This is a genomic window from Dermabacter hominis NBRC 106157 (assembly GCF_001570785.1).
GTDB classification, from domain to species: domain Bacteria; phylum Actinomycetota; class Actinomycetes; order Actinomycetales; family Dermabacteraceae; genus Dermabacter; species Dermabacter hominis.
In genome coordinates, this window is the sequence record NZ_BCSI01000004.1 from 98,332 (window position 1) to 123,120 (window position 24,789).

The window sequence follows — 24,789 nt, forward strand, 5'->3', positions numbered from 1 at the left end:
CGTGGACACGAATGAAGAGAAAGGACGTCACACCATGACACAGTCGCAGATTCACGGTTCCGGTGGCGGCGATGAGAATGACGAGCCGCTTATCGACCAGAACTCCGGCCAGATTCAAGCGTCGATCGCCTCAAGCGACGATCTCCTCGACGAGATCGACCTTGTGCTCGAGTCCAACGCGGAGAGTTTCGTGAAGTCCTTCGTGCAAAAGGGCGGTCAGTGACCAACCTTGGCGACCCCCTCACCTCGCTTTCGGCGCACTTGAAGGCGGAGGGCCTTCTGGCCCCCGAGCTTTCAGGTGTAAGCAACGCTAACGTGACTGTTGCCGAGGCGACGACGATCATTGCCGTCCGCCATACGGGTGGGAAGGCCGTCACGCTCGCCGCTGATCGACGTGCGAGCGCCGGCTACCGGATCGTCAAGGACGACATGATGAAATTGTTCCTTGCCGATTCTCACTCGGCCATCGGTATCGCGGGCACCGCCGGACTCGGCATTGAGTTTGCGCGCTTGTTCGCCCTCGAACTCGAGCACGTCGAGAAAATCGAAGGGCACGCGCTTAGTCACGAAGGCAAGGTTCGAAGGCTGAGCATTCTCGTGCGCGCGCACCTCCAGCTTGCTCTGCAGGGCCTCGCCGCCGTCCCGCTGCTCGCCGGCTTCGATGAGCGCCTGGGCATGGCGCGTGTGCACACCTTCGATGCAACCGGAGGATCGTACGAGGAGGAAGAGACGGCGGCCATCGGCTCGGGCAGCGACATCGCGCGGGCGGTGCTCGATGCACGGCGAAACATTCTCGACTGCGACCGCGACGAAGCCCATCGCCTTTCCCTTCAGGCACTCGCGTCCGCCTCCCGTCGAGATTCGGCAACCTCGGGCCTTCGCGGCGGGTCACTTCCCGTTCTTGTCGACGTCGATGCAGACGGCGCGCGCTTCGTGGATGCGGATCGGATCCTGGAGCTCGCTAAGGAGCTTTCATGAGCATGCCGTTTTACGTCGATCCCGAACAGCTGACGAAGGATCGGGCCGACTTCTCCCGTCGCGGAGTGTCGCGTGGTCTGCCGGTTATCGCCGCGAGCAGCGCCGATGGCATTGTCATCATCGCCCTCAATTCATCGACGTCTCTCATGAAAATCGGCGAGGTACACGACCACATCGCCTTTGCCGGCGCAGGAAAGTTCCACGAGTACGAGGCGCTCAGGCTCGCGGCCGTGCGGTGGGCCGATACTCGCGCCTACCAGTATTCCCGCCGTGATGTTTCGGCGTCCTCGCTCGCCAACGCTCTCGCCCACGCCATTGGCGAGGCATTCGTCTCCGCACCAAAACCGCTGGAGATTGCGCTCTTGCTGCCGGAAGTCGGGCAGGCGCCAGAGTTGGATCGTATTTTCTCTTTGAGCTTCGATGGATCTTTGAGCGATCACGGCACATTCGCCGCAATCGGCGGTGTTCCCGAGGGACTCGCACAACGTGCCTTCGACAGCGCTCTTCATGAGCGCGATGCCGGGGCCGTGATCGATTTTTGCGTACGCGAGCTTGCGCGAACCCACGCCGATGACAGAATCCATGCCGAGATTGCCCTGCTTCGACGTGGAGTTGAGTTGCGTTCGTTTGAGAGGCACACTCCTGTCAGGATGGCCAGGGCGGAAAGGTCGCATCTATGAAACGACGCGTGGGCGGATTAGAGACAGAATTTGGGCTTCTCGCGGTAACCGCCGATGGGCGGCAAGCCCTCGAACCTGAAGCCGCAGCAAGGGAACTGTTCCGGCCGGTCGTCGCGTGGGGGCGTTCCTCGAACGTGTTTCTGACGAACGCGGGCAGGCTCTATCTCGACGTTGGCTCCCATCCCGAGTATGCGACCGCGGAATGCGATGACCCGTGGGACATTGTCGCCCAGGAGCGCGCGGGCGAGAGGGAGCTTCACGCCCTCGTCCATGAGGCCAACGCGCGGCTGAAATCCGACGGCCGCGACGCACGCATCCATCTGTTTAAAAACAATGCTGATTCGCAGGGCAATTCCTTCGGAAGCCACGAGAACTACCTCGTGGAGCGCAAAGGCGAATTCACACGCCTGCCAGCATTGCTGCTGCCATTCCTCATTACGCGGCAAATCGTCACGGGGGCCGGGGGAGTTCTCGAAGGCGAGGGCGGGCCGGTTTTCGGCTTCTCGCTGCGGGCCGACCACATGTGGGAGACGGTTTCGTCCGCGACGACCCGTGCACGCCCGATCATTAACACGCGCGATGAACCCCACGGCGATCCATCGCGCTACAGGAGACTGCACGTCATTTCTGGAGACTCGACCATGAGTGAAGTCTCCACCTGGCTGAGGTTCGCGATGACGTTCGCCGTGTTGCGATTTATTGAAGACGGGCACGCTTTTGCAGACTTCGAGCTCGCAGACCCGATCAGCGATATTCGCCGAATTGCGCGAGACCTCACGGCGAGCGAACCACTCCAGCTGAAGAACGGCGGCGTGAGCACGGCGCTTTCGATTCAGCGCGCCTATTTCTCCGCTCTCGAGCGCACATACGATGACCTCGATCCTCGAATGATGGACACGTGGGACAGAGGGCTGCGAGCGCTCGAAACGGGGAATTTCTCGCTCGTCAATCGCGAACTCGACTGGGCGATTAAGCACGAGCTGTTTACGACGGTGGCGGATCGGCGTGGGCTCGCGCTCAACGCCCCCGAGATTCAGCGCCTCGAACTGGCCTATCACGATATTGATCCCGATCGAGGCGTGTTCTATGCACTCGAGCGCCACGGACTTGCGACGAGCGTCCTGAGCGACGAGCGAATTGAGGCCGCCCGTCGACTGGGTCCGGCTACGACTCGCGCGCACTTGCGTTCACGAGTCTTGACACTCGCACGGGAAAAGGGGATCGACGTTGCGGTGGATTGGACGACCGTGCGACCGAACACACCCGGCGCTCTTCCCATCACACTGCTCGATCCGTTTGAGGTCGAAAACCCAGAAATCGACCGCTTGCTCGATAGTCTTGAAGAATATTCATCGGCACCCGCCGAGCTGAAAGGACTCCAGTGATCAACCGTCGCTCGCTGCTCGCTGCAGCTGCTTCCACTTCCGCCCTTGTCACCCTTGGGGCGTGCGCGAAAAAGCCGTCACCTACGGTGAAGGGCGCTGCTCAAGCATCGGACTCGGGCGCATCCACGGCTTCGGATGGCGGCGGTAGTGCGGCCGACGAAGCCAATGTTCTTGACCGCGTGAAGGTCACAAGTGCGTTTGGTGAGGATCCGACTGTCGATTTCGACGCCCCGCTGAAGTTTTCTAACTTCCACTCAACCGTGGTGAGCAAGGGCGACGGCCCTGCAATCGCCGAAGGCGATTTCATCGTGACCCGTTCCGCCTACTTTGATCCGGAAAGCGCGGAAGTCCTTGCTTCGCAGTGGGAGGAGGGGACGTTCTCTCCTTTCAAGGTGGATAAGCAATCCGTGGGCCAAACGGCGACCGAATTCTTTACGGGGTTGACCTCCCATTCGCGCTTTCTCATGGCCGGCGTGGCCGGGACCCAAAAACAAAAGGTGCTCCAGGTCGGGGACGTCGTCGGCGTTGCATTGAAGCGAGCTGAGGGCGACGCACAGAAGCTTCCCGCGGAGGTTCCCGGTTTCGCCCTCGGTGAGGACGGCGCTCCAAATCTCACCGCCAAACCGAACGGTACCGCTCCCACTAAGCAGGTTGTCGCCCCCGCGATCAAAGGTCACGGACCGGCCGCGAAGAAGGGCGACACGCTCATCATGCACTACCGCGGTTGGGACTGGGCAACCGGAGAAGAGTTCGACTCGTCGTGGGGGCGTGGCACCCCGTTCTCGTTCAAGCTAGGCGACGGCCAGGTCATTAAGGGCTGGGATGAGGGGCTCGAGGGTGCAACGCAAGGTAGCCAGATTGCTCTGATTCTTCCGCCGGCGTCGGCCTACGGGGAAGCGGGCGAAGGCAATCAGAATCCTCTCGCCGGCAAGACCCTTCTCTTTGTCGCCGATGTTCTGTACGTGGCCTCGCCCGAAGCCTAAGCACTAAATCTCAGGAGAATCATGTCGAAACCAGTTGTGAGCGTTGAAGGGTGCGAAGCGCCCGAGGAACTCGTCATCATCGATGAGAAGGTCGGTGACGGTGACGAAGCCAGGGCCGGCGACGTTGTCGACGTCCACTACGTGGGGGTAGGCCTCAGCGATGGCAAACAGTTCGATGCGTCGTGGGATCGAGGTGAGCCACTGCGCTTTACGCTCGGCGTAGGCCAGGTCATCCCCGGCTGGGACCGTGGCGTGCAGGGAATGCGCGTGGGCGGGCGCCGACGTCTCGAAATCCCCTCGTCGCTTGCGTACGGTCCCCGCGGTGTCCCGGGCGTTATTAAAGGTGGGGAAACCTTGATCTTCGTCTGCGATCTCGTTGGGGTGACCGGGCGCTGACCCAGGAGCCACCGGCGCTCTTTGACTCCGCGACGCCCAAGAGCGAAGACAGCAGTCGCAACGGACGACCGTTCGAAACCACCGCGGGCTTCGCGCTCGCGACGGATCGGCCGGTCGTCTCTGTTCACGTGCTCGGTACTCTCGCGCACCTCGATCGCCCCTTCGAGTACGCGGTCCCCGCGGCTCTCGATGCTGTTGAGCCCGGGATGAGGGTGCGCGTGCGATTCTCCGGGCGCGAGCACGAGGCGCTCATACGGGCACGCTACGAAAGACCCGACACTACCCGGCCGCTCGCACCGCTCGTGTCCGTCGTAAGCGAGGACGTTCTCCTTTCGGAGCACATGTTTCGGGTGTGCGAGGACGTTGCGCAGCGGTACGCGGGATCGCTCAGCGACGTGCTGCGACTCGCCGTTCCCGCGCGCAGCGCAGGCGCGGAAAAGGCACACCGGGCGCGCATGGAGCGCCGCGCACGCGAAAAATCTGGCGCACCTGATAAGAAGACTGCTTCGAGCGGTAACACTAGCCCTCAGAGCGAGAAGTACCGTTCCAAATTCGCGGGGCTCGGGGCTTTCCTCGAGCACTCATGCGGTGGAGACCGCACTCCGCGGGCGTCGATCGTTCTCGATCCGGTGGATTCGTGGATTGAACTCGTGCTCGAATGCCTCTCGGGACTTGAGGATGATGCGGGAGCGATCATCCTCGCGAGTGATCAGCGCGACGTCGATCGACTGGCAAAGGCCCTCACGGCGCACGCGATCGACCACGTCCAATTCGGTAGCGCACAGGGCCCTCATGCGCGGTACACGGCGTTTCTGTCCACACTCCAGGGGCGCTCACGCCTCGTCATCGGGACGCGCAGCGCTGTTTTTGCTCCCGTGGCAAACCTCCGCATGATCCTTGTATGGGATCCGGATGACGACCTCTACGAAGAACCACGAGCGCCCTACCCCCACGCGCGCACTGTCGCCCTCACGCGAAGCTTCCACGAAAGCTGTTCCCTGCTCTTCGTTTCGCGGGCACCGTCGGAATTCGCCCGCTACCTCACCCTTGCCGGCACTCTCGCGGCTCTCGAACCCGTGCCCGCCGCCCATGCCCATACTCACCCACGTATCGAGCTCATGGACGCGTACTTGCGTGAGAGAGAGGGGGCAAGCGGGTTTTCGCGTTTGCCGTCGCACGCCCACGCGGTTATACGCCGAGGGCTTGCGGAAGGGCCCGTGCTGGTCCACGTGCCGCGAGCGGGATACGCCCCGGCACTCGCGTGTCGATTCTGCGGGACCAAGGCGACGTGCGTGCATTGCCACGCGACGCTCGCTGCGCCTGGAAGAGGGGAACTATCGTGCAGCGTGTGTTCTCGTCGGTACGGCCACTATCGGTGCCAGGAATGCGGGGGAGCGGATCTGCGCCCCATAGTCCTCGGCCAAGAACGCACCGCTGCCGATTTGAAGCGCTCCTTCCCGAACGCAACGCTCCACGTATCGGGCGGGGCCTCCGGAATTGTGGAGGATTCTGACGTTCGCGACGGCGACCTCGTGATTGCAACGCCGGGCGCAGAGCCGCAGCCCGAGGGCGGATACGCGGCGTCGGTGATCATCGACGCGGCCGCCTCCCTCGGCAGAGCCGCCTACAACGCCGACTGCGAAACAATCCGCCGTTACTCCCATGTGATCGGCCAGACCCGCACGTTCGACAAGGGCGGGCAGGTGTTGATCGTTGGACCCGATCAGCACCCCGCACTTCGTTCGCTCGTTCTCGTGCGCTCGAACGCATTTATAGACCGAGTGTTGGAAGAACGCGCCGAACTCGGGCTTCCCCCTGCGTTTAAGGTCCTCGAGGTGCGAGGAGACCGAACGGCGTGCACCGATTTCCTCGAACGGATCGATGCGCCGCGAGGCGTCGACATTTTTGGCCCCACGGAGGTCGAGTCTTCCACCATTGATGCCGAAGCGCGCGTCGTGCTCCGGTGCCCGGTCAAGCACGCGCCTGCATTGGTGGAGGCGGCGCGAGCCGTCATGCTCGTGCGTAGCGCAAAGAAGCATCCGGGCTCCCTTCGCCTTCAGGTTGACCCCCCGCATGTCTTCTAGGCGTGGCCGTTAGACTTGGGCATCATGCGAATTCTTTTTGCCGGAACGCCCGACGTTGCCGCAGCCTGCCTCTCCGCCCTCGCCGATTCCTCCCACGAAGTCGTCGGCGTACTCACGCAGCCCGATGCCCGCGGCAAGCGGGGGAAGAGCCTCGTGCCCTCTCCCGTTGCGGTCCTCGCGCAAGAGCTGGGAATCCCAACGTTCAAACCCGCTGACGCGCGAAGTGCAGAAACGCGCGAGTGGATCCGCGAGAGCGGTGCCGAGGTAGCGGCCGTCGTCGCTTACGGTCAGATTCTCGAGCGCCCCGTGCTCGAGTCCCTTCCCGACGGGTTTTTTAACCTTCACTTTTCGCTGCTTCCCGCGCTTCGCGGCGCGGCACCGGTACAGCGCGCGATTGAGCAGGGCCTTCAGGAAACGGGCCTTAGCGTGTTCAAACTTGACGAAGGCCTCGACACGGGCGCGTTGGCGCGCCAGGAGCCGCACTCGATTGCCCCGCTTGCGACTGCGGGAGAGCTCCTCGAAGACATGGCCGAGCATGGCGCCCGGGTTCTTGTCGAGGTCATGGATGAACTCGACCGCGGTACTTTGACTCTCACCGCGCAAGAAGAGGAGGGAGCGAGCTACGCTCGCAAACTTCGAGCCGACGAAGCACGGATTAACCCGGCGCGCCCCGCACGGGAGGTTGCCGCTCACATTCGCGCTTTTGCCCCCAATCCTGGCGCATTCACGAGCGTGAGAGGTTCGAGGCTCAAGGTCCTCGGCGTAGGAAACACAGAGGCCCCCGAAGGCATGAGCCTCGCCCCCGGCGAATTCGGTGTCACGAAGAAGCACGTGTTCCTCGGCACCGCCACCGAGCCTCTCGAGCTGACGCTCGTGGGGCCGGCGGGCAAGAAACACATGGCCGCTGCTGATTGGGCGCGCGGCGTACGACTGGAAACGGGCGAGCGCATGGAAGAGGAGAACGCGGCATGAGCGAGGAGCGACAGAAGCGTCGCGGGGGACATACCCAGCGTCACCGGAACGACGCGGGTCACGAGCGGAGCGGTTCGCGCGGCAGGGGCGGCCCTCGACGCGGTTACTCGCGCAAGCGCCCGAGCGAACGCCGCCGCGAAACGACCCCCTCAAGGCTCGCCGCATACGAGGCAACGCGACGTGTGAGCGAGGAGGATGCCTACGCGAACATCGTGTTCCCCACCGTTCTTCGTCGCCATCGTGTGGAGGGACGCGATGCCGCTTTTGCCACGGAGCTCTTCTACGGGTCGCTTAGGGCACAGGGTCGGCTCGACGCAGTTCTTGCGGAATGCGTGGATCGCCCGCTTTCGAAAATCGAGCCTGCCGTTCTTGACGTTCTTCGCCTTGGCGCATACCAGATGCTTGATATGGGGGTCGCGGCGCACGCTGCTGCCTCTGAGACGGTGGGCCTTGCACGTGAGGTGACCGGGGCAGGCTCGGCAAGCCTAGTCAATGCCGTGCTTCGCCGCGTGGGGGAAAAAACACTCGAGGAATGGCTTGCCATTGTCGTTCCGGCCCGCGAGGACGACGAGGACCGTTTCCTTGCGATCACCTATTCGCATCCGGAATGGATCGTGCGCGCGCTGCGGGAGGCCCTCAAAGCTCACGGGCGGGATCCACGCGAGATCGACGCCCTGCTGGCCGCCCACAATGACGCGCCTTCGGTCAGCCTCGTCATGCGGCCCGGTCTAACCGACGAAAACGAGCTTGCCCAAGCCGGTGCACAGCCCGGCCGCTGGTCGTTGTTTTCGATGGCGTGGCCAGGCGGCGATCCGGGGACGATTCCCGCGGTTAATGAGGGACGTGCCGCTGTTCAAGACGAGGGCTCGCAGCTTGTCGCACTCGCGCTTGCCCTCGGCGCGGATAGCCTCGTCGTGGAGCCCGACCATCACTGGCTTGATCTCTGCTCGGGGCCCGGGGGTAAAACCGCGCTTCTCGCCGGTGCGAGCATCACCCACGACGCCGAGGTGCTGGCGGTCGAGCTACAGGAACACCGCACGCGCCTCGTCGAGCGTTCGGTCCACACGCTCGTAGAAGCGGGTGCGGAGGTCGAGACGCTCACCGCCGACGGCCGCTCGATCGGCGAACGTTTCCCCGAACAGTTTTCGCGCGTCCTTGCCGATGTCCCGTGTTCGGGCCTCGGCGCGCTACGGCGCAGGCCAGAATCGCGGTGGCGTAAGCAACCCGGTGATCTCGGTTCTCTCGGGCGTTTGCAACGCGAGCTTCTCGACAGCGCGGTCGCGGCCACCCAGGTAGGTGGCGTGATTGCCTACGTCACGTGCTCGCCGCACGCTAATGAGACGCTCCTCGTGGCAAAGGCGGCGCAGCGCCGGCACGGGGATCTCGAAGTTCTCGACGCTCGTGAAGCGCTGCGTGCCGGGCTTCGTAGCGATGCGGGTGACATCGACCTCGGCAACGGCCCCTTTGTGCAGTTGTGGCCGCACGTGCACGGCACAGACGCCATGTTCCTCGCGCTGTTTCGCAAAATCGATCCAGAATCCTGACCTTCCACCACGATAGGAGAGCCTCCCGTGTACTCGACGTCGTCAACGAGCATCCACCCATCCATTCTCAACAGCGACTTCATGCACATCGGTTCCGAACTCGACAAGATTTCCAATGCCGAGGCCGCCCACATCGACGTCATGGACAACCACTTCGTGCCCAACATGACGTTCGGCGTCAGCATGGTCGAGCAGATCGCGAAGCGCTCACCGATCCCGCTTGACGCCCACCTCATGATCGATTCGCCCGACCGCGATGCCGTGGCATACGCCGAGGCTGGAGCACAGTCGGTGACGTTCCACCTTGAGGCCTCGAATGCTCCCGTGCGACTCGCGAGGGAGCTTCGAGCGAAGGGTGTTAAGGCCGGCGTTGCGCTGCGCCCAGCGACACCGGTCGAGCCTCTCGTGGACATCCTTGGAGAGTTCGACATGCTCCTCGTGATGACGGTCGAGCCCGGCTTCGGTGGGCAATCGTTTATCGACTCGATGCTCCCCAAGGTTCGACGAGCGCGTCGCGCTATCAGTGAGCAGAACCTCGAAGTGTCGATTCAGGTTGACGGCGGCATCTCACGCGCGACGATCGAGGGAGCCGCTGAGGCCGGGGCGAACGTGTTCGTCGCGGGAAGCGCGGTCTATAAAGCAGCCGATGCGGAGGCTGAGATCGACGCCTTGCGTGAACTCGCACGCACCCATCGTCACGATTAATCCCCCATGCCTGCCGCTTCGCACATCCCAGAACTACCGCTCACGTATCGTCCCCGTGCAGTACGCAGGTGGGGGTACATCGTCGCCGCAGTGTTCGCCCTTGCGTGCCTCGTGATGGCCGTGTCGCTTCCGCTTCTCACCCACAAGGTTTTCGATTCGCTCGGTTTCGTGCTGCTCGCGCTCGCAGTGGGGTGGTTTTGCCACCGGCACGCTAGCGTCCACGTGCGAGCCGACGCCGCCTGCGTGACGGTGCGCAATGCTTTTTCGACGCGCCGCTTCGAATGGGCCGAACTGATCGGGGTGAGCTTCCCCGAAGGAGACCCGTGGGCACACCTGGATGTGGCCGATGGCGACACGTGTGCCGTCATGGCCTTTCAACGGGCCGATGGCGAAAGAGGCGTCGTCATGGCGCGGGAGTTCAACGCGCTCATCGACACGCACTCGCTTAGACCGTAGGCACCTCGGCGGCAATCCGGCCCGCCAGAGCGCTGTAAAGGAAACTCGCCCGATCTTCCTCGAGCCCGCGGCCCATGGTCGATACGCGTATCGGTAGCGCGCGTATCGCGTTTTCGAGGCCCTCGCCAGACGTGGCGGTGATTCGATGGGCGGGCAACCCGCGGGCGGCCCGCACCGAGTTCATGTGTGCGTAGCTTTCGGCTATCTCGCGATCGATATCGCTGCGCTCGGATGGGGATAGGCTCGGTAGCTCGACTCCCGCAAAAAGCATGCGCTCGAGCACGGTCCTCGAGTGGTGGGAGAGGCCCACGTGGCGCGAGCGCGGGTCAGCCTCGGATACGCGTGGCGCACAAATGGCTCGCGCCCCCATCGCAGCAGCGGCGTGGAGGGCATCCGCGACGGCGATTGACCCAAAGCCCCAGCGTGTACCGGTCCCGAGGTTTCCGGGCCCCTGCGCAACGATGACGGCGTCGGCCTCGAAGTGTGCGCGTGCCGCGGCAAGAGCCGAGGGCACGGACACTGCTTCGGCGTCGCCCCCGAACGACTGCCCGGCGCTGATGGTGGCTGAAAGGATTCCCTCCTCGCGAAGGCGGGCATTAGCGCGCGAGTATGCCACGGGTAGCGCAGCCCAATCCGTGTGGACATACACGAGCCGCGCCCCCGGCCGCACCGCGTGAAAGCCCGCGGCGATGGGGCCGACGGCTGAATGCAAACCGGCGACGATGACGCTCATCCCGTCGAGGCTCTCCACGGCGTCAATCGCCTCGTGGGCCGGGGAAGCAGGGTCGTCGATGGCATCGACCATCATCTGCTGCGGGGTATAGCGGGCCTTCATCATGTGGCCTTCGGGAAGCTCTCCGCGCTCGTACGCATCAAGATTGGCGATGATGAAAGCGTCGCCTCCCGTCCCGAGGCTCTTTCGAAGGGCATTGGTATTGAGCAGGAGGCGATCGCCCACCGCCGGCGCCGCGACCATGTCGAGATAGGCGAGGGCGCTCACGCGGGTACCGTCGGAATCGAGCGCGGCCCACACGCGGCAGACACCCGGCCATGTATCTCGGTGCTCGAGCACCGTTCCCGTTTCCTGCGCGATCATGGTCCCAAGCTTACCGAGCCGGGACGCTAGGGTTGAGATGTGCCACCTACGCAGAATGTCGAGCGACTCCTGAGTCTCGCACTGACCCTCACGTCGAGCACACGCGGCCTCACGCGGGAGGAAGTGACGGAGCTTGTGCCGGGGTACGAGCGCATGAATCCCACGAGTGTCCGCCGTCAATTCACCCGTGATCTCGCTCGACTAGCCAAGCTCGGAATCGATGTTGATTCCACCCCCGACCTCGTCAATCCCTCTACGCTCAGGTACACGGCCTCCGTTCGCGATGCTGCGTCGTCGACCGGCACGTTTGACGCACACGAGCGCCTCATGCTCGGGGCCGCGGCAGCGATGTGGAGCACTCAGTCCGCGGGAAGCCTCGGAGCCCGCATCCGCGCAAAGCTCGCCTCGTTGGGAGTTCCGCCAGTCTCGGGTATTGCGCGCGGAGCGCTCGGCTCCTCGCCCGCAAGCACCCCTCTCCTCGAGGCCCTTGAGTCCGGCAAATCCGTCACCTTCGCCTATCGCTCCTCTGCGGCGGCGGCTATCCATAAACGGCGCGTGGAGCCGTGGGCCTTCGACGTGGTTCATGGACGTGAATATCTCTACGGCTACGACCTCGACCGGGATGCTCCTCGACTCTTTCGCGTCAGCCGCATCGAATCGATCCCTGTCGAAGGACCGGCCGCGCGGCACGCGCGTGAGCCGCATCCGCCGATCCGATCGCTCCTTTCGAACGATGGGACGCTCGCCGGACAGTCGAACGAGAGCGCCGAACGATTGCGCGTGCGCATCGCGCCCTACAAAGCGCTCGGCTTGCGCTCTCAACTCGGCATGGACGCCGAGAGTCTGGTTGCCGAGGTCCCACAGTGCAAGGCCGACGGGATTCTTAGCGCAGCATGGGCCGAGCCGCTATGGGTGGCACTGGAAGGAGACCACCCTCTCGCTACGACATGGGCGCTGACGAGAGCAAGAATCGCCGCCCTCCACACTGGGTCCGCCTCACTGACGTGGGAGCGCGCATCCACGTTTGACACCGTCAAACAAAAGCGCGCACGCGACGTGGGCACGGGCGATGGCGAACTGACACGCCTGAGTGCCGAGATCGCCTACCTTCATTCGTTCGGAGACGTTGCCGTAGCCGACATGGCCCGCGATTTTGGGCTCACGGTAGACGAGCTCAATGCCGACCTCGACATCATTTACAACGCGGGGGACTACTCGCGCGGGTACGACGAACTCGTCGAAGTCTCGCGCGCTGACGGATACGTCTCCATCGCTGGAGCCGACCCGCTCGCGCGTCCCATGACCTTCACCGCTAGTGAAATCAGCGCACTCCTCATGGGCCTCGAGGCCGTCGCCGACTCGCGCACCGGGTTTTCGGGGTCCGCGATCGAGGCTCTTAGGACCAAGCTTGCCGCGATGGTGCCCGAGGGTGCCGCTCAAGGCGGGCAACCGTCGGAGGCTTCTCGTGACCACGAGAATCCCACCCTCACACGCATCCTCGATGCGCACGCTACGAAACGCCCCGTGCGCATCATGTATTCGCCTGCCGCTCGGCACGGCATCAGCGTTCGTGACATCGAGCCACGCGAGGTCACATCAAAGTACGGCGCTCTGTATGTACGCGCGTATTGCCGGCTCGCGGGGGCCGAAAGGGAGTTTCGCTCCGACCGCATCGTTGACTCGTGGGAATGCACCGATCCCGCCGCTCCCGCAACCGGTGATTTCACGACGCCGCTTGATGTCGCGCTCGAAAACTGGCCGACTGTCACTCTCGCCATCGGCCCTAAAGCGAGATGGATTCTCGATGCCTTCAACGCGAGCGAGCTTCGCGCCGAGCCCAATTCCACTAGAGTGATCGCGCGCATCACGCCTTCGTCGAGCCATGCACTCCTTGCCGCGATCTTCGAAACCCACGGCGAAGCAGAAGTTCTTGACCCGGATCACATTCGATCCGCAATCAGGGGCGTGGCTGAGACCAAGGTCGCGCATCTAGGGGAGTAGGCTGGAGCGGCCGAGACGATCCGGACCGACCGGTGGTGTCTATGCGAAAATTATCAGCGTGCCGGGTTCTCGGCACTTACATCACACGCTATGGATGGTGATTTGACGATGCCTAGCAACTTTTTCAAACCTTGGACCATCGCGATCCTCTTGCTGCTGGTTGTTCTGCTCTTCGGCGCGAACAAGCTCCCGGGCCTCGCACGCAATCTTGGTGAGTCCATGCGCATTTTCAAGAACGAAGTTTCCGAAATGCGCAAAGAGGATGACGACGACCACGCCGAGGCGTCCATCAATGTCAAGCGCGATCGCGAAGGTGCGCGTCGCGACGACCGTTCCTACGACGCCCGCGATGATCGCGACCGCGACTACCGACGTGACGACCGCGACTACCGACGTGACGACCGTGACTACCGTCGGGACGACCGCGACGACTTCCGACGCGAAGAACCCGTGCGCGAGGCTCGCGATCGCGAGGACTTCCTCGGCGACGGCCGCTCTGACGACCTCTACCGCCGGGACTGAGACGAAACGCATCTAGCGTGCCCGGTCCTCCACTGGCGAGGGCCGGGCAGAAACTGAGGGTAGGACGACACACGTGGCAAAGAAGAAGAAACGCCCCCGCGATCCAGAAGGGCGCATGAGTCTTGGCGAACATCTCGCCGAACTTCGTGACCGCATCTTCATCGTCGCGTTATTCGTGGTCCTCTTCTCGATTGCCGGTTGGTTCCTTTACTACCCGCTTTACGAAGCACTCGCCGTACCGTTCCGCGAGCTCAAGGGGCTCGGATACAACGTTGCGATCAATATTGGTGGTGTCGCCGGCACGTTCGAAACGCACTTGAGGCTCGCCGCCTACATTGGCGTGGCACTGAGCATCCCGGTGATCGTGTACGAGGCGTGGGCATTCATCTCACTTGGGCTCAAAAAGAACGAGAAGCGGTGGGCTCTTTCCTTCCTGTTCTCTTCGGGGCCGCTCTTTCTCGCCGGCGCCATTTTCGGGTACTTCGCGATCACAAGAGCGATCCCGATCCTCATGACTTTCGGTCCCAACAAGGAAGTTCTTCAGCTCGTCGAGTTTCGCGACTACATCGAGCTTGTCGTCAAGACCTGCATGGTTTTCGGCGTCGCCTTCATCTACCCGGTATTCCTCGTCGCGCTCAATATCGTGGGGATTCTTCCGTGGCGCACAATCCTCAAGGCCTGGCGCTGGGCTATCCTCCTCAGCTTCATTTTTACCGCCGCGATGGTGCCGACGCCTGAGCCAATCACGCTTCTTCTCGTGACCTCTCCCTTCCTCATTCTCTTCTTTGGTGCCGTGCTCGTCGCCTACATCCTTGAGACGCGGCGCGAGAAGCGCCTCAAGAAGCAGGCAGCCTTTACGGAATCCGGCGAATACGTGCCGTCCCAAATTGCGCTTCCCAAGTCGCTCGATGACGCCTACGCCGATTCCCGCAAGGACACCGGCGGTTCCTCAGAATCATGAGCCGCCTCCGAGTAGGTGTTATTGCGAACCCCTACGCAGCCAAGCGCCGCTCAGGGAATATCGGCCACGACGTCTGCGCTCTGCTCGGCGCCGCGGGTGTGTCGGTAATCGACCTTTCTGCCCCCGATGCCCTCACGGCGAAGCGGCGTGCCGAAGCCGTCATCGACACCCTTGACGCTCTCGTAGTCGTTGGGGGTGACGGCACCGTGGCTCTCGGGGCCTCTCTCGTGTGCGACACGAGTATTCGCCTCGGCATCGTGCCGGCAGGCTCTGGGAATGACTTTGCACGCGCGATCGGGCTGCCCCTTGATGATTCCGACGCCGCCGTGCGCGTGATCGTCTCCGCGCTCGCACGGGACGAGCAACGAATTGACGCGATCGAGGCACACTTTGAAGGCGGGCCGGAGGGCAGCAGCGTCATCGCCCTCGGCAATCTCAACATGGGCTTCGACGCGATTGTCAATGCGCGCGCGAATCGATCCCGCTACGGCTATTCAGGGGCCGTCGCACGAGAGCTCCTTTCGTACAGGCCGCACCGATACTGGGTCGAACTCGACGGCGGCGAACGTCAGCACATCGACGCTTCACTCGTGACGCTCAGCAATGCTGGCTACTTCGGTGGTGGGATGAAGTACTGCCCCGTCTCAAAGGTCGACGACGGGGTGCTCGAATTCGTCACTGTTTCGGGCCTGAGCAGAACCGGGCTCGTGCGCTTTTTCCCTCGCGTGTTCTCGGGAACGCACGTGTCCCTGCCTAACTACACGGTTACTGCTTGCACTTCGCTCGCGATTGGCTCAGACGATCCTATTGAGGTGTGCAGCGATGGGGAAACACGCGCCTTTCTCCCACTTCGCGCTCGAGTTTTGCCCGGGGTGGTGAGCATCCTCGCCCCGCAGCTTCACGACGACCAGATTCAGGAGGCAGCATGAACGACGCTCCAGATACCGGCCTTCGCGGGCACTTTACCGAGCGCTTTGCGTTTGACCTCGATCCGTTCCAGCTGAGCGCCATGGACGCGCTGGACCGAGGAAGCTCCGTTCTCGTTGCCGCTCCCACGGGCGCTGGCAAAACCATCGTCGGCGAGTATGCCGTTCACCGGGCCATGGCGCACGGCGTCAAGGTCTTCTATACGACTCCGATCAAGGCCCTGAGCAATCAGAAGTACCAAGAGCTTGTGGAGTGGCTTGGGCACGAATCGGTCGGGCTTGTGACGGGCGACGTAAACGTCAATTCGGAAGCCCAGGTCGTCGTGATGACGACCGAGATCCTTCGCAACATGATGTACGCCGATTCGCCGACTCTTCATTCGCTCGGCTATGTCGTGATGGATGAGGTCCACTACCTCGCGGATCGAATGCGAGGGCCCGTGTGGGAAGAGATCATTATTCACTTGCCGCGAAGCGTGCAGCTCGTTGCGCTGAGCGCGACCGTTTCGAACGTCGAAGAGTTTGGTGCGTGGATAGAGGAGGTGCGGGGGAGTACGGAAGTGATCGTTTCCGAGCGCCGCCCGATCCCGCTGTGGCAGCACGTGCTCAGCGACCACGAGCTCATCGACGTGTTTCTCGACGAAGACGGGCGGGCAACGCCCTCCCACGGGCCGTTTGCCCATCGGCGCTATCGCGAGGTCAATCCCATGCTCGCCGAAATCGGCAAGGGGACATGGGGCGACGTGCCAGACGGTCAGCGCTACGGAGGCAAACGTCACGGGCGGGGGCGGAAGAGCGGCAGGTCGGGCCGCCGGGGCTATCGGGATCGGCGCAACGATCAGCGTGGTCCGCATCGTTCGCATCGCCACGAGCAGAGGATGCGGCCTCGGGCGATGAGCCGAGCCGACGTCATCTATCTCCTCGAGGAGCGCGGCATGCTCCCCGCGATTTTCTTTATTTTTTCTCGGAGCGGCTGCGATCAGGCGGTGGCACAGCTCATGCGAGCGAACGTGCGGCTCACGGATGACGCTGAGCGCTCGCAGATTAAAGAGGCCTTTCGCGCCGCGCTCGGGGATTTGCGTGCTGACGATTACGATGCGCTCGGGATCGGCAGGATTGAGCGGGCGGCGATGAACGGACTCGCGGCCCATCACGCGGGTCAGCTTCCCGCTGTCAAGGCCGTGATCGAGGATCTTTTTGCTCGTGGACTCATCAAGGTCGTGTGCGCAACGGAGACCCTCGCCCTCGGCATCAACATGCCGGCGCGCACCGTCGTCCTGGACAAGCTGACGAAGTTTAACGGGACTGAGCACGCGAAGATCACGCCGGGGGAGTACACGCAGCTCACGGGACGCGCGGGGCGCCGCGGCATTGACGTCGAAGGGCACGCTGTCGTCGTTGTTGGCTCCTCGATCGCGGCACAAGACGTCGCCGGCCTCGCCTCGACTCGAACGTACAAACTGCACTCTGCCTTTAGGCCCACGTACAACATGGCCGTGAACCTCCTTGACCGGTTCAGTCTTGACGAAGCGTACGAGACCCTTGAAAGCAGCTTCGCGCAGTTTCATACGGACCGAAGCGTCGTGGCGCAGGCGCGCAAGGCGCGCGAGAAGCAAGAGGTGGCCGAGCAATACCGTGAGGCGATGCACTGCTCGAAGGGCGATATCGCGCAGTACGCGGACATCCTCGAAATGATCTCGGCACGAGAAAAAGAGCTGAGCCGAACGCGTGCCGATAAACAGCGCGAGCGTACTCGCTCAATCGTCGGGAAGCTCCGACGGGGGGAGGTCATCGCCATCCCCGGGGGACGCCGCTCAGGTTTCGCGGTTGTCATTGACCATGACAAGACGGTTCGCGGGCCACGCGTGTGGGTCATCACGCGTGAGGGCCAGCTTCGAGATCTCTACACCGAAGATTTCACCGCGAGTCCAATGGTGCTCACGACCATGCGGGTGCCCGCGCTCGACCGGGTACGCAGTGCGAGAGTGCGAAAGGACACGGCATCCGCTCTGCGGGAAAAGCTCCGAGGTGAGGACTCTCCCCGCGCGGCGGTGAGGGCCCGCTCCAGTGAGAAGAGTGCGAACCCGAACCATGATTCTCTCCTCGTGCAACTCCGCGAGGACCTGCGAGAGCATCCGTGCCACCACTGCGACGATCGCGAGCAGCACATGCGGTGGATCTCGAGGTACCGGAAAGCCGCTCGCGAGGCAGCGCGGGCGGAACGAACAATTGCGCAGCGCACGTCACAGCTCGTGCGGCAGTTCGATCGGGTGCGCGCGGTTCTTGAGGCACTCGGGTACGTGGGAGAATCCGACGCCAGCCGGCACGTCACCGTCACCGCAAAAGGCGAGTTGCTCAAACGCATCTATTCGGAGCGTGACCTCATCGTGTGCGAGGCCCTCGACCAGGGAGTGCTCGACGGGCTCTCGCCGGCAGCACTTGCGGCCGTCGCGAGCGCGCTCAGTTACGAACCGCGCCGCGAAGAGGGGGGGAGCGAAGACCACGACGACCGTTCCGTCTCCCGCGCCCTGTACGCGCTGTCCGTTCTGGCCGACGACATTAATGTGCAGGAAAGGCGGGCGGGACTCGATCAAACTCCCGCCCCCCATCCCGGTCTGTGCTCGGCGGTGTACCGCTGGGCAAAGGGGGAGGGGTTCGCGCAGTCGATCGGAAACGCGGCCGTCGCCCCTGGTGATTTCGTTCGTCACGTGCGTCAGGTCATTGATCTTCTCGATCATCTTGCTCATGTCCCCGGGCAGTCCCACGCGGGCGTTGCGGCGACAGCGCGGAAGGCTCGCCTTCAGCTTTTGCGCGGGATCGTGGCCCAGGATATGTAAAAGTGCTGTTTGGAGAAACAGTGTGGGTCGAGTGATCGGTGAAGGCGAGTAATGTCGGTTCAACAAACGCGTGTGGCGGTGATTTCCGCGTCCACTCCACGCCGCCGACTCTTCGCTTTGCCGGTGCAAGGAGACCGTTGTGAAGGATAAACCCTCGGCGGCCGACGATATTCGTGAGGTCCTCGTCCCTCATTTCGAGGGAGAAAAATTTACACCGCCGATTATCGCGCTCCTCAGTGCCATCGCCGGCGGGTTTCTATTCCACCTGTCTTTTGACCCCTACGGGCTCTGGGGGCTGCTTCCCGTTGCTCTTGGCGGGCTTATTTTTGCATCGTTCACGCGCCGCTGGATCACGGCTGTGGTTGCGGGCCTCGCCTTCGGCGTGAGCGCATTCATCCCGCTTTTTTCCTGGGCCAATATTTATGCGGGACTCGGGCCGTGGCTCGCCCTCGCCGCCTTTGAGGCTCTCTACATCGCCGTATTTAGTTCTCTCACTCGGCTCATACTCGTCCGCCGCGGCATTCGCTTCTCGAGCAGCGTAGGGATCGCGTGCCTGTGGGCGATCATGGAATTCGTGCGTGCAAGTGTTCCGTGGGGCGGCCTTTCGTGGGGAATGAGCGCGTTTGCCTTCTCAAACTCCCCTCTCTTGAACTTCGGCCCGTGGCTCGGTATTACCGGGCTTGGCGCTGTTTCTGGGTTGCTGGGCGCACTCGTGTTTAGCGCTCTGTGTGCGCTGACTTTCCGGCGGGCGAGGGGGCGAAACGGCATGCACGCCGTGTGGCCCGCATCCGTGGCGATCATTATTGTTCTGTGCTCCCTTGTGACGCCTCGACCAGCTAATTCCGTTGATTCGGGCCATCACTCGATTCGTATTGCCGGTATTCAAGGAAATATCGAGCGCCCCAAGGCCGGTTCGTACTACATTCCCGACACCATGTTCGACAATCACGTCGAGCGCACGCGCGAGTTCCTTGACGCGGATGGGAGTGCGCGCCTCATCGTCTGGCCAGAGGATTCAACCGGATGGGACGTGACCGCTCATCCGGAACGCATGGCAAAACTCAAGGACCTTGCTGGCGAAGCCGGTGCGCCGATTCTCGTGGGCACTCAGCGGCCCAACGGTAAAAAAGCGCGCTTCAACACTTCAGTTTTGGTTGACGACAACGGTCTCACGGGCCAGGAATACACCAAACGCCACCCGGTGCCTTTTGGCGAGTACATCCCTCTACGAGAGTTTTTCGCCAAAATTACCGACAAGGTTTCGCTCGTCGAACGCGATATGACACCGGGGGATAAGCCCGGAATAATCGACCTCTCGGGTGCGAAAATTGGCGTGCTCATTTGCTTTGAGATCGCCTACGAGCAAAGTGTCGCCGATACCGTGAACGCGGGAGCTGAACTGCTCGTCGTCCAATCCAACAATGCGCTCTTCCTCGATTCTCACGAGTCCGTTCAGCAGCTCGCACAAGCGAAGGTGTTCGCCGTCATTTCGGGACGGAGCGTCGTGCATATTTCTACCGTGGGGGAATCCGCGATCTTTACTCCCGAGGGTCGTAAGCTTGCGGGCCTTGGCCACTGGACCGCCGGCACCATGACGGAGGACGTTCCCGTTCGCACGGGGCTTACCCCCGCCATGCAGCACGGTGTCGCGATTCGCGGAATCATCGCGGCGTGTGCAGGCGTTGTCCTACTAGGGAGCATGATTGCTCCGCCGCGTACCATCAAGGAAAGGCGTTCCCGTCCGTGACAACGCTCGTCATCATTCCCACCTACAACGAGATCGACGCGCTCCCGCCCACGCTCGAGCGCCTCAGGTCTGCAGTACCCGAGGCGCACGTACTCGTTGTTGACGATGGATCGCCGGATGGGACTGGCCAGTGGGCCGATCGCCTCGCCGAACGCGATGAGCAGGTCCACGTCCTGCACCGTACGCAAAAGGGCGGCCTCGGGCCCGCATACCTCGCGGGTTTCGCATGGGGTCTCGAGCACGGCTATGACGTGCTGTGCGAAATGGATGCCGATTCCTCCCATAGGCCCGAGCAACTCGGAACACTCCTCACGGCGCTCGAACGTGGCGCCGACCTCGCGATCGGTTCGCGTTGGGTCCCTGGGGGATCGGTCCACAATTGGCCCCTCAATCGCGAGCTTCTCTCGCGTGGCGCAAACACCTACGTGAATTTCGCTCTCGGGCTAGGCGTGAAAGATGCAACGGCAGGCTTTCGAGCCTTTCGCGCTCACGTCCTCACACGCGTTCTCGCTGGCGAGCACATCGCAAGCCAGGGCTACTGCTTCCAGGTCGATATGACGCGCAGGGTCCGTTCCGCGGGCTTTGTGATCCGGGAAGTTCCGATTGACTTCGACGAACGCGAATACGGTGAATCCAAAATGAGTTCCGCAATCATCAAAGAGGCCATGCTTCGAGTGACGCAGTGGGGTATTCACCACCGTCTCTCACAAGCCCGTTCGCTCGTGAAAAAGGGTGCATGATGAACGACGCTCGCCTATCTCGTTCCCTTCCGGCATGGCTGCTGCCCGCCGGCGCAATCGTGCTCGGCATTGTCGAGATCGCGATCCTCATCTGGATCGGTTCTGCGACTCACTGGTGGGTACCTCTGCTCCTTATTGCCCTCGGGTGGATCGTCGGCTTCGCTCTCATACTGTCCGCTGGCCAGCAGTCGATCACGCGAATCATCTCGCTGTGGCGCGCCGCCACCGGCCGCGGCGAACGTAAGAAGCACCTGTCTCGCCCAGCCTTCACGCTGATCTCCGCCATGCTGTTCTTTTTCCCCGGCGTCCTCACCGACATCGCGGGACTCATCCTTTTGTTCACGCCCGTGCAGCAAAAGACGCTCGATACCGTAGGGCTTGGCTCCGGAAAGTCTTCGCGCCGAGTTCTTTTCACCTCGCATCGGGGTTCGGTCATTGAAAGCGAGATTGTGATCGATACGACCGGGCAAGCGTCGGACCCCCAAGGCTCCCACCCTGGAACTACCGCACACCCGAGCGGCCAGCTGCCGCCTGCCCCCGAGAATGATCGCTCAAGCAGTGAGGGCGGAAACGGAAAAACGCCGCCCCCTTACGAGGGCGACGTTCTCTAAGATCTACGGTGGCGGGGGACAGGGCCGCCGCCACGGCCACTACAGGAAGTGGCGGTTCGAGTGAAGCTTACCGGCGCGAAGCAGCTCCAGACGCTTGTCGAGAAGCTCCTGCAACTCTTCTTCTGAGCGGCGCTCGAGGAGCATGTCCCAGTGGGTGCGCTGAGGCTTACCGGGCTTGCCTTCGGGCTTTTCGTGATCGCGAAGAACGGCGGTCTCACCGCAGCGGCACTCCCACACGAGCGGTACATCGGCCTCAACCGAAAACGGGAGGATGATGATGTGCTTGTTGGGGCAGTCATACTTTGCTTCCTGACGCGGAGCGGCGAGAACGCCGTCATCCGTTTCCATCGAAAGCGAACCGAGTCGGGTGCCTCGCAGTGAGCGAGAGTTCATCGAGCGACCTTCTTCCCTACATTGTCCGTTGTGGGCGCCTTTGGCGAATCTTCGCCAGCATTCACGACCTATGAACGCCTCGGCCGGTGGTGTTATTCCCTTCCAGGCCCCGTGCGGCGAGTGGCACGAGCCTCGCGAACCTTCACGAGCCGATCAACACGGTTACTCACGATACCATCCACGCCCATGTCGAGGAGGGCGTGCATGGCCGGCTCGTCATCGATTGTCCACGCGTGTACCTCACACCCAGCCCGGTGTGCGGCGGCCACAAAACGGGGCGTAAGGATCGGGAGCCCCCTAAAGCGAATGGGGACCTGGAGGGCCGCATAACGTGCGAGCACCCGTGTGCACAGCCGCTCGGCTCCCAGCCAGGAGGCTGCAAGGAACGCCGCGACCGTCGTGCGAGAAGCGCTTGCCATGACCTGATGCCCGCAGGCGCTGCTCGCTCGTGACACGACTTCGCGTGCGACCGCGGGATCAAAGCTTGTCAGGCACACCCGCCGACCGGCGCCGGTTCGCGCGATGGCCGCGACGGTGGGCTCTATGGCAGAAGCAGCCTTCACATCGATGTTGAAGGGGAGGTCGGGGAAAGACGCGAGTGCATCATCGAGGCGTGCGATCGTGCCACGACCGTGCACACGAACCGTGCTCAAACGCGACCACGGGGTTTCGGCTATCGCGCGTGGGTCACCGTCCGCGACTCGTGCAAGCGTAGGGTCATGGAAGGTCATCGCTACGTTGTCACTGCTCGCGCGCACATCTGTTTCCATGACGTCCGCCCCGTTCGCACGGGCGGCTGCAAAGGCCTCAAGGGTGTTTTCTCCACCTGCAGGCGCGAAACCGCGGTGGGCTATCGCACGGGGGAGCGGTCCCGAAAAGTATCGGCGCACTGGCGAGCTCACGATCCGTACCCTTCGTCGAGCAGTGAATCTTCCTCGTCCTCATCCGTGCCGCGCGAGCGGTGTCGGGTGTGGCGAGTGGCGCCGTAGCGCCGCACGGAACCGCGAGCAGGGGCCGCGGCGACATCGTTGGCGACGGCGGTGGCTGAGACGGCGTCGGACTCCTCCTCGCCCTCGTAGTCGCGAAGCGTACGCCGTGCCGCCACCACAAAACCGAGCACAAAAAAGGCCGAAAATATCCACCACTGGAACGCGTAGGACAGATGCGGCCCAAGCGAGGTCGAGGGTTTTTCCAGGGCGGAAAGCCCTTGCGGAGCGACCCCGTTCTCGCTTACGACTTCGCCGTAGGCGCCCTCGAGGACATCCTCGAGTTGCGGTACCTGAGAGAGGACGTCGGTCGCATTGACCGAGTGGAGCTGCCCCGGGACTTCTGGTCTGTCGGAGAGACGGGGTTCGCGCGGCCGCAAGCGCGCGACGAGCTCGACCTCGTCGGAGGGAACTTTCGGTCGGGACGCGGGAACCGAGTCCGTCTGCCCAGCCGTGACCCAGCCGCGTACTGCCAGGAAAGTACTGCCGTCGTTCGTCTCGAACGGGACGAGCTGCCAAAACCCCACGCTCGAACCCTCCACGCGGTTTCTCACGTACAGCACACATTCGGGACGCGAGCAATAGTGGCCGCGGGCGCGCACGACGGTGTAGTCATCGGCGGCGGCTAATTTCGATCGGGCCGAGGAAGGCGCGTCAGTGAGCGCAATCGGCTCGGCATCGTAGTGTTGCTCGATCACCGCCGCCCGTGCGCGCTTGTCCTCAAAACGATTCAATTGCCAGATGCCAAGCCGCACGCACGTAAGCGTTGCGAGTAGGACAAAAAGGAGTGCGAGCGCCCACCGCCAGGTCAAAATTGGGCGAAGACCGACGCGCCTCACAAGTGCTCACCGCCCCATGTCTCGCGGACTGTGCCGTCCTCGTCAACCGTGATGAACGGCTGAGAAGGCTCTGCCGTAAGAACAAAGGGGACGGGCTGTTCATCGAGGCGCTGCTCCCGATTCGGCGGTGTGGGAACCGCCTGGTCATTGGCAACGAGGACCGCGAAAAGAGGCAGGACAACCGCTCCGATCAGCGCGACAAGCTTCCATACGCCGGGCACAACGATCAGCAGGGCGAGGCACACCATGCGTATCGCCATGGCAAGGATGTACGTCCGTGAACGGCGCGACACATCGGCAGAGCGCGCAATGGGAATCGCCGCGGGTGGCGCCGAAAAAGACGTGTGAACTCTCGCGGGAGGGACGGTATTCTCGAGGGGATCAGAAGGCATGAACGCCTGACAGCGAAGACCAGTGCAGCAACGACGCCGCGGCGCTTTCACCCTTCGGTAGCTCGTTCATCGCAAAGGAGAACAGTTCCGAGAATCCATAGACCGCGGCAGCCACGAGGAGTGCGCCCACCACGCACAGGCACACGTTCACGATGACCCGCCTGCGGCGAGCGTGCGGATCGTACGGGCCAAACGCACGCGGTTTCTCCGGGGGAAAACCATTGATGAGCGAAGAGCTGGCTTCGCTTGCACTCACGTGCCCAGGAAGTTCAACGGTCGCGGGGTACTGCCGGATACGCTCAGCCACGATCTCACTTGCGTGGACGTTTTCGCTGCGCACAACGGGAGCGGGAACAGCGGGGGAAGGTCCGACGGTGGAAGGGTCATAGTCAAGACGCCATCCCGCGGGGACTTCCGGCCACTGAGGGTTCGGTTGCCACGACTGCGGAAGCGCCCCGGTACCCTCGGGAGGCTCGGGCCATGACGGAGGCGGATTAAAGCGTGACGTCACCGGTGCTCTCCTCCCGCGTGCCAATCGTGTCTTATGACGTGCCG

25 protein-coding genes are annotated in these 24,789 nt (G+C 62.8%); 19 read left to right on the top strand and 6 right to left on the bottom strand.

All coding sequences use genetic code 11. The features are described from left to right. Positions 1 to 34: 34 nt before the first annotated feature. From DEHOM01_RS05865 to DEHOM01_RS05915, 11 genes are all read left to right on the top strand, one after another. Positions 35 to 223 carry a ubiquitin-like protein Pup gene (locus DEHOM01_RS05865; RefSeq protein ID WP_016664543.1) on the top strand — a complete coding sequence of 63 codons (189 nt, stop codon included), beginning with the start codon at positions 35 to 37 and terminating at the stop codon, positions 221 to 223. Continuing rightward, entirely contained in the window at positions 220 to 978 is a 759-nt protein-coding gene (gene prcB, locus DEHOM01_RS05870) for a proteasome subunit beta (protein ID WP_061211924.1), read from the top strand. The genes DEHOM01_RS05865 and prcB overlap by 4 nt, the downstream gene beginning before the upstream one ends. Then, positions 975 to 1,658 carry a proteasome subunit alpha gene (gene prcA / locus DEHOM01_RS05875; RefSeq protein WP_061211925.1) on the top strand — a complete coding sequence of 228 codons (684 nt, stop codon included), beginning with the start codon at positions 975 to 977 and terminating at the stop codon, positions 1,656 to 1,658. Before prcB ends, prcA begins: the two co-directional genes overlap by 4 nt. Further along, positions 1,655 to 3,043 carry a Pup--protein ligase gene (gene pafA / locus DEHOM01_RS05880; RefSeq protein ID WP_061211926.1) on the top strand — a complete coding sequence of 463 codons (1,389 nt, stop codon included), beginning with the start codon at positions 1,655 to 1,657 and terminating at the stop codon, positions 3,041 to 3,043. Before prcA ends, pafA begins: the two co-directional genes overlap by 4 nt. After that, positions 3,040 to 4,026 (top strand): FKBP-type peptidyl-prolyl cis-trans isomerase, encoded by a 987-nt coding sequence (locus DEHOM01_RS05885; RefSeq protein ID WP_061211927.1) that lies wholly within the window; start codon positions 3,040 to 3,042, stop codon positions 4,024 to 4,026. The genes pafA and DEHOM01_RS05885 overlap by 4 nt, the downstream gene beginning before the upstream one ends. 21 nt (positions 4,027 to 4,047) lie before the next feature. Next, on the top strand, positions 4,048 to 4,422 hold the full coding sequence (locus tag DEHOM01_RS05890) for an FKBP-type peptidyl-prolyl cis-trans isomerase (RefSeq protein WP_061211928.1): 375 nt from the start codon (positions 4,048 to 4,050) through the stop codon (positions 4,420 to 4,422). A 128-nt stretch (positions 4,423 to 4,550) separates the two neighbouring features. Continuing rightward, complete coding sequence (locus tag DEHOM01_RS05895; RefSeq protein ID WP_061211929.1) at positions 4,551 to 6,506, top strand: primosomal protein N' family DNA-binding protein; 1,956 nt, start codon at positions 4,551 to 4,553, stop codon at positions 6,504 to 6,506. A 24-nt stretch (positions 6,507 to 6,530) separates the two neighbouring features. Next, positions 6,531 to 7,478: a methionyl-tRNA formyltransferase gene (gene fmt, locus DEHOM01_RS05900; RefSeq protein WP_061211992.1), complete on the top strand. Its 948-nt coding sequence runs from the start codon at positions 6,531 to 6,533 to the stop codon at positions 7,476 to 7,478. Further along, positions 7,475 to 9,022, top strand: coding sequence for an RsmB/NOP family class I SAM-dependent RNA methyltransferase (locus DEHOM01_RS05905; RefSeq protein WP_061211930.1), 1,548 nt, complete (start codon positions 7,475 to 7,477; stop codon positions 9,020 to 9,022). Before fmt ends, DEHOM01_RS05905 begins: the two co-directional genes overlap by 4 nt. A 27-nt stretch (positions 9,023 to 9,049) precedes the next feature. Continuing rightward, positions 9,050 to 9,727 (top strand): ribulose-phosphate 3-epimerase, encoded by a 678-nt coding sequence (gene rpe / locus DEHOM01_RS05910; RefSeq protein WP_061211931.1) that lies wholly within the window; start codon positions 9,050 to 9,052, stop codon positions 9,725 to 9,727. A gap of 6 nt (positions 9,728 to 9,733) precedes the next feature. Beyond that, entirely contained in the window at positions 9,734 to 10,183 is a 450-nt protein-coding gene (locus DEHOM01_RS05915; protein WP_082738743.1) for a PH domain-containing protein, read from the top strand. Here the strand turns inward: DEHOM01_RS05915 and DEHOM01_RS05920 are convergent. After that, positions 10,173 to 11,279, bottom strand: coding sequence for a DUF3866 family protein (locus DEHOM01_RS05920; RefSeq protein ID WP_061211933.1), 1,107 nt, complete (start codon positions 11,277 to 11,279; stop codon positions 10,173 to 10,175). The genes DEHOM01_RS05915 and DEHOM01_RS05920 overlap by 11 nt on opposite strands. 39 nt (positions 11,280 to 11,318) lie before the next feature. Between DEHOM01_RS05920 and DEHOM01_RS05925 the strand changes: the two genes are divergently transcribed. The 8 genes from DEHOM01_RS05925 (at position 11,319) to DEHOM01_RS05960 (ending at position 21,624) form a co-directional block, all read left to right on the top strand. Further along, positions 11,319 to 13,280, top strand: a complete 1,962-nt coding sequence (locus tag DEHOM01_RS05925; RefSeq protein ID WP_061211934.1) for a WYL domain-containing transcriptional regulator — start codon at positions 11,319 to 11,321, stop codon at positions 13,278 to 13,280. Between the two features lie 108 nt (positions 13,281 to 13,388). Beyond that, positions 13,389 to 13,802: a twin-arginine translocase TatA/TatE family subunit gene (gene tatA, locus DEHOM01_RS05930; RefSeq protein ID WP_061211993.1), complete on the top strand. Its 414-nt coding sequence runs from the start codon at positions 13,389 to 13,391 to the stop codon at positions 13,800 to 13,802. A gap of 73 nt (positions 13,803 to 13,875) precedes the next feature. Continuing rightward, complete coding sequence (tatC, locus tag DEHOM01_RS05935) at positions 13,876 to 14,763, top strand: twin-arginine translocase subunit TatC (RefSeq protein WP_061211935.1); 888 nt, start codon at positions 13,876 to 13,878, stop codon at positions 14,761 to 14,763. Next, complete coding sequence (locus DEHOM01_RS05940) at positions 14,760 to 15,692, top strand: diacylglycerol/lipid kinase family protein (protein WP_061211936.1); 933 nt, start codon at positions 14,760 to 14,762, stop codon at positions 15,690 to 15,692. Before tatC ends, DEHOM01_RS05940 begins: the two co-directional genes overlap by 4 nt. Further along, positions 15,689 to 18,526: a DEAD/DEAH box helicase gene (locus tag DEHOM01_RS05945; RefSeq protein WP_061211937.1), complete on the top strand. Its 2,838-nt coding sequence runs from the start codon at positions 15,689 to 15,691 to the stop codon at positions 18,524 to 18,526. The genes DEHOM01_RS05940 and DEHOM01_RS05945 overlap by 4 nt, the downstream gene beginning before the upstream one ends. Before the next feature lie 139 nt (positions 18,527 to 18,665). Next, entirely contained in the window at positions 18,666 to 20,273 is a 1,608-nt protein-coding gene (gene lnt, locus DEHOM01_RS05950; protein WP_061211938.1) for an apolipoprotein N-acyltransferase, read from the top strand. Then, positions 20,270 to 21,013 carry a polyprenol monophosphomannose synthase gene (locus DEHOM01_RS05955; protein WP_061211939.1) on the top strand — a complete coding sequence of 248 codons (744 nt, stop codon included), beginning with the start codon at positions 20,270 to 20,272 and terminating at the stop codon, positions 21,011 to 21,013. Before lnt ends, DEHOM01_RS05955 begins: the two co-directional genes overlap by 4 nt. Then, entirely contained in the window at positions 21,010 to 21,624 is a 615-nt protein-coding gene (locus DEHOM01_RS05960) for an FxsA family protein (protein WP_082738744.1), read from the top strand. Before DEHOM01_RS05955 ends, DEHOM01_RS05960 begins: the two co-directional genes overlap by 4 nt. Before the next feature lie 39 nt (positions 21,625 to 21,663). Here the strand turns inward: DEHOM01_RS05960 and DEHOM01_RS05965 are convergent, their stop codons facing one another. From DEHOM01_RS05965 to DEHOM01_RS05985, 5 genes are all read right to left on the bottom strand, one after another. Continuing rightward, positions 21,664 to 22,017 carry an RNA polymerase-binding protein RbpA gene (locus tag DEHOM01_RS05965; RefSeq protein WP_016664563.1) on the bottom strand — a complete coding sequence of 118 codons (354 nt, stop codon included), beginning with the start codon at positions 22,015 to 22,017 and terminating at the stop codon, positions 21,664 to 21,666. A 92-nt stretch (positions 22,018 to 22,109) separates the two neighbouring features. Then, positions 22,110 to 22,919: a glycerophosphodiester phosphodiesterase family protein gene (locus DEHOM01_RS05970; RefSeq protein WP_245630665.1), complete on the bottom strand. Its 810-nt coding sequence runs from the start codon at positions 22,917 to 22,919 to the stop codon at positions 22,110 to 22,112. After that, positions 22,916 to 23,842 (bottom strand): SURF1 family cytochrome oxidase biogenesis protein, encoded by a 927-nt coding sequence (locus tag DEHOM01_RS05975; RefSeq protein WP_061211942.1) that lies wholly within the window; start codon positions 23,840 to 23,842, stop codon positions 22,916 to 22,918. Before DEHOM01_RS05975 ends, DEHOM01_RS05970 begins: the two co-directional genes overlap by 4 nt. After that, positions 23,839 to 24,234 carry a DUF3099 domain-containing protein gene (locus DEHOM01_RS09780; RefSeq protein ID WP_082738745.1) on the bottom strand — a complete coding sequence of 132 codons (396 nt, stop codon included), beginning with the start codon at positions 24,232 to 24,234 and terminating at the stop codon, positions 23,839 to 23,841. The genes DEHOM01_RS05975 and DEHOM01_RS09780 overlap by 4 nt, the downstream gene beginning before the upstream one ends. After that, on the bottom strand, positions 24,224 to 24,745 hold the full coding sequence (locus DEHOM01_RS05985; RefSeq protein WP_061211944.1) for a hypothetical protein: 522 nt from the start codon (positions 24,743 to 24,745) through the stop codon (positions 24,224 to 24,226). The genes DEHOM01_RS09780 and DEHOM01_RS05985 overlap by 11 nt, the downstream gene beginning before the upstream one ends. Positions 24,746 to 24,789 lie beyond the last annotated feature (44 nt).